Here is a 7939-nt window from a genome sequence, read left to right on the forward strand (position 1 = left end):
ACCCTCGCCCCTGCGCTCCCCGGGCGGGTGCCCCTTCCGCGCACGCTGCCCGCGCGCCCGTGGCCGCTGCGCCGAGGAGGAGCCGGCGCTGCGCCCGGTCGCCGCGGACCACCGAATCGCCTGCCACTTCCCGGACTGACCGCGCTGCGCGCCCACCGCAGGCGGGTTTAGCCGTGGCTAAGCCGGTGTTCAGAGCGGCTCGGGACTCTTGCACCGGCATCACGTGACCGCGCCGGCGCACCGGCCGCGCCGGGTGCACGCCCAGAACACTCGGACCCAGCAAAGGATGACGATGAACATCCGCAGATCGATGTCCGCCTCCGGGCTTGTCTCCGGAACGGTCCTCGCCGCCACCTGGATCGCGGCCACCCGCCTGCTGTCCATCGCACCCGCCGGCAGCATCAAGGCCACGGGCACGACGGCCACAGGCACGACGGACACAGGCACGACCGACCAGGGCACGGGGCTGTCGGTGGTGCTCGAGGGGCTCCACGAGCCGCAGATCAGCACCGAGCAGAACATCGACATCGGCGATCCTCAGATCGGCCAGATCGGCAACTACTACGACGAGCTCTACGATCCCGACCGGGAGCGGCTCGGCGTCGTCTTCGGCCGGTTCGAGGTCCGTTACAAGAAGGTCGGTGGCGCCGTCCTGACGTACTACACGGAGGACATCTATCTGCGGGACGGCATCATTCACGCCGAGGGATGGGCTGACTTCAACGATGTCAAGAACGGCCGCTGGGTCGGATACCCGGCGGTCGGGATAGACGGTGCCTACCGGGGGCTGGACGGGCGCCGGGAATGGCGGGTGATCGAGCCGCACCAGCCGGTCGAGGCGCGGATCATCCTCGCCGGCTGAGGACGCTGCGCGCCCGGCGGGCGGCGACGCCTCGCCGGCAGCGAGACGATCGCCGCCCGGCCCCGCACCGCCCATCCCTCGGTACCGCCCGTGCCCCTGCCGCCGCCCGGCGAACGGAGAACCCCATGCGCGTCGGACTCGGATATCTGAACATGGCGCCCGCGGGCGACTCCCGGACCGCGCAGACGATCTACGCGGACCTTCTGCGGGACGCCCGCTGGGCGCAGGACAGCGGCTTCGCCGGCATCTGGCTGACCGAGCACCACTTCTCCACCTACGGCCTGACCGCCTCGCCCCTGCTCCTGCTGGCCCAGGTCGCGGCCGCGGCCCCCCGGCTCCGGCTGGGGACGTCGGTCCTCGTCCTTCCCTTCTGGGATCCGGTCCGCCTGGCCGCGGACGTCCTCACCCTGGACGCCCTGTCCGGGGGGCGACTCGACCTCGGCATCGGACGTGGCTACCAGCCACACGAGTTCCTCGGGTTCGGCCGGGACCGGGCGGACAACCGGGAGATCTTCACGGAGGCGGTCGAGGCCCTCCAGCGACTGTTCACCCACGAGGACAGCGACTTCAGGGGCCGCTTCGTCCGGATCGACACGCCGGTCACCGTGCTGCCCCGCCCGACCCAGCAGCCGCACCCGCCGATCTGGATGGCGGCGACCAGTCCCGACTCCCTGCGCGTGGCGGCGGAGCGTGGCTTCCATTACATGCTGCCCGGCCTCACGACCATCGAGGAGATCGCGCAGCGTCGGCGCTGGATCGAGGACGCCGGCGGACTGCCGCCCGGACGTGAGTTCCAGGTCAACCGATTCGTCTACCTGGGCGACGACGACGGCCGCGAGCGGGTGGTGCGGGAGATCGTCCGCCAGGTGCAGACCTCGCAGGCGCTGACCAACAGTGTCCCGCCCAGGGCCGGCATCGCCCCGAGCACCGACGACGTCGACCCCGCCCTGGCGGCGAAGGTTCGCGAGGTCCTCGTCACGGGCACCGCGGGGGAGGTGATCGAGCAGTTCCGCGCGCTGGCCGACGGCGGCATCACCTACGTCATCGCGGGCTTCAGCTTCGGCTACCTCGACGCCGCCACCGCCCGGCGCTCGCGGGAACGGTTCGCGGCGGACGTCCTCCCGCACCTCGCCGCTCTCTCCCCGGCCGCGGACAGCAGGGGTGGAGCCGGCGGCCGCGACCGTGCCGACCGCCCGGCGTGACCGACCAGCCCTCCCTCAGGGTTTGCGGGCGAGAGCGCCGTAGCCGCTGACCTCGGCGTCCGCCACTCCCCCGAAACTCGGGTCGTCCGGGCGCCAGCGCTGGGCGGCCACCACGCCCGGCTCGACCAGCTCCAGCCCGGCGAAGAACCGTTCCACCGCCGCCCGGCCGCGCATGGTCATCGACACGCCCCGCGCCCGGTAGGTCGCGGCCAGCTCCTCGGCGCCGGGGTCGAAGTCACCGGTGGCGTGCGAGAGTGCCAGGTAGCTGCCGGCGGGCAGCGCGTCGAGCAGCCTGGCGGCGATCCCGTACGGGTCGGCCTCGTCGGGGATGAAGTGGAAGACCGCGACCAGCGAGAGCCCCACCGGGCGGGTCAGGTCGAGGGTGTCCCGCAGCTCCGCCGAGGCGAGAATCGCCGCCGGATCCCGCAGGTCCGCGTCGATGTAGGCGGTCCGGCCCTGCGGAGTACTGGCGAGCAGGGCGCGGGCGTGCGCAAGCACAATCGGATCGTTGTCCGCATAGACGACCCGCGCGTCCGGGGCCGCCGCCTGCGCGACCTCGTGCAGGTTCGGGGACGTGGGGATGCCGGTGCCGATGTCGAGGAACTGCGTGATCCCTCGCTGCGCCACCAGGAAGCGGGTCACCCGGCGCAGGAAGGCCCGGTTCTCCCGGGCGCCGGTCCGGGCCGTCGGGAAGCCGATCAGCGCCTGCTCGGCGGCGGCGCGGTCCGCCGGGTAGTTGTCCTTCCCGCCCAGGAAGTAGTCGTAGATGCGGGCCGAGTGCGGCTGATCGGTCTTCAGATCAATCGGTGCCCGGTCGATTTCGACCGCGCTGTTCCACCACGGCCTGGGATCCTCACGATCCTGCCCATCTCCCACGCCAGCCCCATGCCTCTCGTCTGCAGTGGAGTGAATCACTCGCTCTGCGCATTATTCATGACGAATCGCGCCCCCAGGCAGCAGTGACGGCAGGCTCAGGCGGTGGGAGCGAGGTCCTTGAGGGCGATCGCGAGGTCGGTGAAACGCTCGGCGTCCACGACCGCGTCGGCGGCGATCAGCCGGCGGGCGGCGACGGCGTCCATCGGGCGGTTCACCGTCGCGATCGCGGACAGCCGACCGTCGGGGGCGAACCAGCCGACGGACCAGCCGGGCGCCCGCTTGGCTTCCGGGGCCGCGACGGCCCCCGGATCCCCCCGCCACACCCGCGTGTCCCCCGCCCCCGCCAGCCCCACGACCTGCACCATCCGACCGAACTGTTCCGACCAGAAGTAGGGCACCGGGTCGTAGACGGCCTCGCCCCCGAGCAACGTGGTGGCGGCGACGGCAGGGCTGCCCTGCGCGCAGTCCCAGTGCTCCACCCGCAGCCGACGGTCGTAGCGCCGCGACCACCACGCCGCGCAGTCCCCGACCACCACGACGGGCGGACCATCCGAGCCGGCGTCCCAGGAGGCGGTGAGATGCTCGTCGACGACGACCCCGCGGTCGACGACGAGACCGGAGCCGGCGAGCCACCCGGTGTCCGGACGCACGCCCACCCCGACGACGACATGGTCGGCCGGCAGCACCTCGCCGTCGCCGAGCACCAGCGCCTGCGGGCCGATCTCGCGCACCGACACCCCGAGCCGCAGGTCCACGCCCGCCTCGGCGTACCAGGCGATGGTCTGCCCGCCGACCTCGCCGCCGAGGGCCACCTGCAACGGCGACGCGGCCGCCTCGATCACCGTCACCTCGGCGCCGATCTTCGCCGCGATCGTCGCGACCTCCGCGCCGATCCACCCCGCGCCCACGACGACCAGCCGGACGCCGGGTTTGAGCACGTCGCGCAGCGCGCGGGCGTCGTCGATGGTGCGCAGCACCCGCTGCGGCCCGTCGCCCGGCAGGGTCACCGGCGCGGCGCCGGTGGCGAGGACCAGCCCGTCGTAGGCGACCGGGCCGGCGTCCGTCTCCACGGCCCCGGGCCGCAGCCCGGTGGCCCGCCGACCGAGCTGGACCTCCACGCCGCCGAGGTCGAACGGCAGGGTGGTGTCCTCGACCCGACCGGACAGCACGCCCTTGGACAACGGCGGCCGGTCGTAGGGCGGGTGCTCCTCCGCGCCGAGCAGCACGATGCTCCCGGCGAACCCCTGCGCGCGCAGCTCCACCGCCGCCCGCCCGCCGGCGAGCCCGGCCCCCACGATGACGATCCTGTCCATGCAGCCAGAGCCCTCCACGACCGGGGCGGGCCAGCGCCCACCAACACGACACAGCTACACCGGCACACACCTGCGCCGGCTGCCGGACGCCCAGAACTCTAGTGGCACCCGGTGCCAGAGATAAAGGTTGATCCGGACCGGACCGCGCGGCCCACGGGAACGGGCATGTCACGGGCAAGGCTGACACAATCTGCCACCAGCGCCAATGCCTGCACGGGGCGGGTGTCGTAGCCGAGTGTGAACGACGGGAGTCTCCGCGTGTCGAACAGCCCGAGCCTGCCCTCCGCCCAGCCCTGGCGGCCCGACGTCAAGGAACTGGCCAGCTACGGTCCGTATGCCCGGCCGGCACCGATGCCGATGCGCTGGGAGCAGGTCACGGCGCCCTGGTTAGGCGCGATGCTGGCCAACCGCTACCCGGGCATCGAGGTGACCGACCTGCGGACCGTGGAGCTGCGCAGCACGCACACCACGAAGGGGCGGGTCGCCGTCACCTACAACGAGGTCGGCCGGCGGGCGGGCCTGCCCGAGCACCTGTGCCTCAAGGCGAACTTCACCGGCCGCGCGAATCCCATGGACATCTGCCAGGTGGAGGCGCGTTTCTACCACGAGCTGGTCGAGGGCACCCAGATCCCGGCGCCGCGGTTCTACTACGCCGACTGGGATCCCGACGGCAGCGGCCAGGGGCTGGCGGTCCTCGAGGACCTGATCGAACTCGGCGGCGAGTTCGGCAGCAGCTTCCAGCACCTCGGCGTCGACGCGGTCGGCCGGGCGCTGGACGACATGGCCGTCCTGCACGGCAGCTACTGGGCGAGCCCCCGGCTCGACGCGGCGAGCTGGCTGCCCACCTCGATGGACACCCGCGGCGACTGCGACCAGGCCCGCATCATGTGGTGGCTGGTCGAGGAGAACCTCGGGCGCGACGTCTACATCGACCGGCTGCCGGCCTGGATGGTCGCCGACCCGCAGCGCTTCCTGCGCGCCTACGACCTGCTCAACCAGTACGCCCGCGAACAGACCGGGCCGCGCACGATCGTGCACGGCGACGCCTACCTCGGCAACACCTACCTGCGCCCGGACGGCCACCGCATCTGGCTGGACTGGCAGATGGTCCGCAAGGGCCACGCCTGGCGCGACGTCAGCTACTTCATGGTCGGCGCGCTCACCGTCGAGGAGCGCCGCGCCCACGAACGCGAGCTGCTCGCCCGCTACCGGGAGGCGCTGCTGGCCACCGGCGCGCGCGACGTGCCGGCCGCGGACGCGATCTGGGAACAGTACCGGCGGTGGGCCATGTACGGGCTGCAGGCCTGGATGGGTACCAAGGACCACTGGGGGCAGGACAACCACACGATGATCGGACGCTTCTCCGTCGCGACCGCCGACCTCGACACCCTGGCCCTGCTCGAGGCCCAGTAAGACGATTCAGTCGTCAACTCTGGCCCTGCTCGGGGCCCAGCAAGACGACTCGGTCGTTAAATTGACTTGTTCCAGAAAAGGTGGCACGATCGGCCCATGGCCACCGACCGGGAAACCGCATCGCGTGCGGCCGGCCTGCGGGGGGCCGGCCTGCGCGTGACGGGGCCGCGGCTCGCGGTGCTCGACGTGCTCGCCGAGCATCCGCACGCCACGGCCGACGCGGTGGCCGAGCAGGTCCGCACCAGGCTGGGCACGGTCTCGAAGCAGGCCATCTACGACGTGCTGGCGGCCTTCGTGGCCGCCGGTCTCGTCCGCCGGATCGAGCCAGCGGGCTCGCCGGCCCGCTTCGAGACCCGCACGGCCGACAACCATCACCATCTGGTTTGTCGCGCCTGCGGCCGGGTAGCCGACGTGGACTGCGTGACCGGCGCCCGCCCCTGTCTGGAGCCGAGTGATGACGCCGGGTTCGTGATCGAAGAGGCCGAGGTCGTGTTCTGGGGCGTGTGCCGTGACTGCAGATCTGGTGACAGCAGATCGGCTGGTGTCCCTGCACGGTAAGGCGAGGAGGACGTTGTGACCGCATACGAGACCCGTCCGACGACGACCGACGCCGGAGTGCCCGTCGCCAGCGACGAACACTCGTTGACCGTCGGGCCGGACGGCCCACTGCTGCTACAGGACCACTATCTGCTGGAGCAGATGGCGAACTTCAACCGGGAGCGGATCCCGGAGCGCCAGCCGCACGCCAAGGGTGGCGGTGCGTTCGGCACCTTTGCCGTGACCCAGGACGTCAGCGCCTTCACCCGGGCGGCGGTGTTCCAGCCCGGCACCGAGACGGACGTGCTCATCCGCTTCTCGACCGTGGCCGGCGAGCGGGGCTCCCCCGACACCTGGCGCGACCCCCGCGGCTTCGCGGTGAAGTTCTACACCAGCGCGGGAAACCTCGACATCGTCGGCAACAACACCCCGGTGTTCTTCATCCGGGACCCGTTGAAGTTCCAGCACTTCATCCGGTCGCAGAAGCGACGTGCCGACAACAACCTGCGCGACCACGACATGCAGTGGGATTTCTGGACGCTGTCGCCGGAATCCGCCCACCAGGTCACCTGGCTGATGGGCGACCGCGGCATCCCGCGCACCTGGCGGCACATGAACGGCTACTCGAGCCACACCTACATGTGGATCAACGCGGCCGGCGAGCAGTTCTGGGTGAAGTACCACTTCAAGACCGACCAGGGCATCGAGTTCTTCACCCAGGACGAGGCCGACCAGATGGCGGCGATCGACACCGATTACCACCAGCGTGACCTGTACGAGCACATCCGGGACGGGGAGTTCCCGAGCTGGACGCTGAAGATGCAGATCATGCCGTTCGAGGACGCGAAGACCTACCACCTCAACCCGTTCGACCTGACCAAGGTGTGGCCGCACGCCGACTACCCGCTGCACGAGGTCGGCCGGCTCACCCTCAACCGCAACGTCAGCGACTACCACACCGAGATCGAGCAGGCCGCCTTCGAGCCGAACAACCTCGTCGCCGGCACCGGGCTGTCGCCCGACAAGATGCTGCTGGCCCGCGGGTTCAGCTACGCCGACGCCCACCGCGCCCGGCTCGGGGTGAACTACAAGCAGATCCCGGTGAACTCGCCGAAGGTCCCCGTCAACAGCTATTCCAAGGACGGGGCGATGCGGGTGCAGAACGTCAGCGACCCGGTGTATGCCCCCAATTCGTACGGTGGCCCGGCGGCCCGGCCGGAGCTGACCGACGACGGCGGCCGCTGGCACGCCGACGGTGAGATGGTGCGCACCGCCTACACCCTGCGTCCCGACGACGACGACTGGAGCCAGGCCGCCACCATGGTCCGCGACGTCCTCGACGACGCCGGCCGGGCCCGGCTGGTCGACAACATCGTCGGGCACCTGCTCAACGGCGTCAGCGAGCCGATCCTCGAGCGTGCCTTCGAGTACTGGCGCAACGTCGACAAGGAGCTCGGCGCCCGGATCGAGGCCGGCGTGCGGGCCAAGCAGCACCTGACCGACCCGAAGGCGGCCCAGCAGGCCAACCCCGCCCGGTCGGACGCGCAGGCCAAGGCCTGAGCCAGGCGCGTGCGCCCGGGCGGACCGTGGGGGGGGGGGGGGGGCGGGCCCCCCCCCCCGCCCCCCCCCCCCCCCCCCCCCCCCCCCCCCCCCCCCCCCCGCGGCGAGCTGGCGTTGTTCCTGCGCAGCCGGCGCGAGCGCATCAGCCCGCAGGAGGTCGGCATGCCGCCCGGCCC

The 7939-nt window shown here is 71.7% G+C and carries 8 protein-coding genes; 6 read left to right on the plus strand and 2 right to left on the minus strand.

Annotation, left to right across the window (positions count from 1 at the left end; all coding sequences use genetic code 11):
* Positions 1-10 precede the first annotated feature (10 nt).
* The 3 genes from ND748_RS20030 (at position 11) to ND748_RS20040 (ending at position 2064) form a co-directional block, all read left to right on the plus strand.
* Complete coding sequence (locus ND748_RS20030) at positions 11-139, plus strand: hypothetical protein (protein WP_251747542.1); 129 nt, start codon at positions 11-13, stop codon at positions 137-139.
* A gap of 153 nt (positions 140-292) precedes the next feature.
* Positions 293-862: a hypothetical protein gene (locus ND748_RS20035; protein ID WP_251747535.1), complete on the plus strand. Its 570-nt coding sequence runs from the start codon at positions 293-295 to the stop codon at positions 860-862.
* 125 nt (positions 863-987) lie between these two features.
* Positions 988-2064, plus strand: a complete 1077-nt coding sequence (locus tag ND748_RS20040) for an LLM class flavin-dependent oxidoreductase (RefSeq protein ID WP_251747536.1) — start codon at positions 988-990, stop codon at positions 2062-2064.
* A 15-nt stretch (positions 2065-2079) separates the two neighbouring features.
* Here ND748_RS20040 and ND748_RS20045 read toward each other — a convergent pair whose 3' ends face one another.
* On the minus strand, positions 2080-2940 hold the full coding sequence (locus ND748_RS20045; RefSeq protein ID WP_251747537.1) for an SAM-dependent methyltransferase: 861 nt from the start codon (positions 2938-2940) through the stop codon (positions 2080-2082).
* Between the two features lie 95 nt (positions 2941-3035).
* A complete protein-coding gene (locus ND748_RS20050) occupies positions 3036-4253 on the minus strand; it encodes an NAD(P)/FAD-dependent oxidoreductase (protein WP_251747538.1) in 1218 nt (405 codons plus the stop codon).
* Between the two features lie 258 nt (positions 4254-4511).
* Here ND748_RS20050 and ND748_RS20055 point away from each other — a divergent pair, with 258 nt between their 5' ends.
* The 3 genes from ND748_RS20055 (at position 4512) to ND748_RS20065 (ending at position 7763) form a co-directional block, all read left to right on the plus strand.
* Positions 4512-5666 (plus strand): oxidoreductase family protein, encoded by a 1155-nt coding sequence (locus ND748_RS20055; RefSeq protein WP_251747539.1) that lies wholly within the window; start codon positions 4512-4514, stop codon positions 5664-5666.
* 96 nt (positions 5667-5762) lie between these two features.
* The gene (locus ND748_RS20060; protein ID WP_251747540.1) at positions 5763-6224 is read left to right on the plus strand and encodes a Fur family transcriptional regulator; all 462 of its coding nucleotides are present in this window, start codon (positions 5763-5765) and stop codon (positions 6222-6224) included.
* Between the two features lie 15 nt (positions 6225-6239).
* A complete protein-coding gene (locus ND748_RS20065; protein ID WP_251747541.1) occupies positions 6240-7763 on the plus strand; it encodes a catalase in 1524 nt (507 codons plus the stop codon).
* The last annotated feature ends 176 nt before the right edge of the window (positions 7764-7939 follow it).

This window comes from Frankia sp. AiPs1 (assembly GCF_023716945.1).
Classification (GTDB): domain Bacteria; phylum Actinomycetota; class Actinomycetes; order Frankiales; family Frankiaceae; genus Frankia.

What these genes read in the sequence shown, in the direction of transcription:
- ND748_RS20035 (WP_251747535.1), top strand. Translation starts at nt 293, where the DNA reads ATGAACATCCGCAGATCGATGTCCGCCTCCGGGCTTGTCTCCGGAACG.
- ND748_RS20040 (WP_251747536.1), top strand. Translation starts at nt 988, where the DNA reads ATGCGCGTCGGACTCGGATATCTGAACATGGCGCCCGCGGGCGACTCC.
- ND748_RS20050 (WP_251747538.1), bottom strand. Translation starts at nt 4,253, where the DNA reads ATGGACAGGATCGTCATCGTGGGGGCCGGGCTCGCCGGCGGGCGGGCG.
- ND748_RS20060 (WP_251747540.1), top strand. Translation starts at nt 5,763, where the DNA reads ATGGCCACCGACCGGGAAACCGCATCGCGTGCGGCCGGCCTGCGGGGG.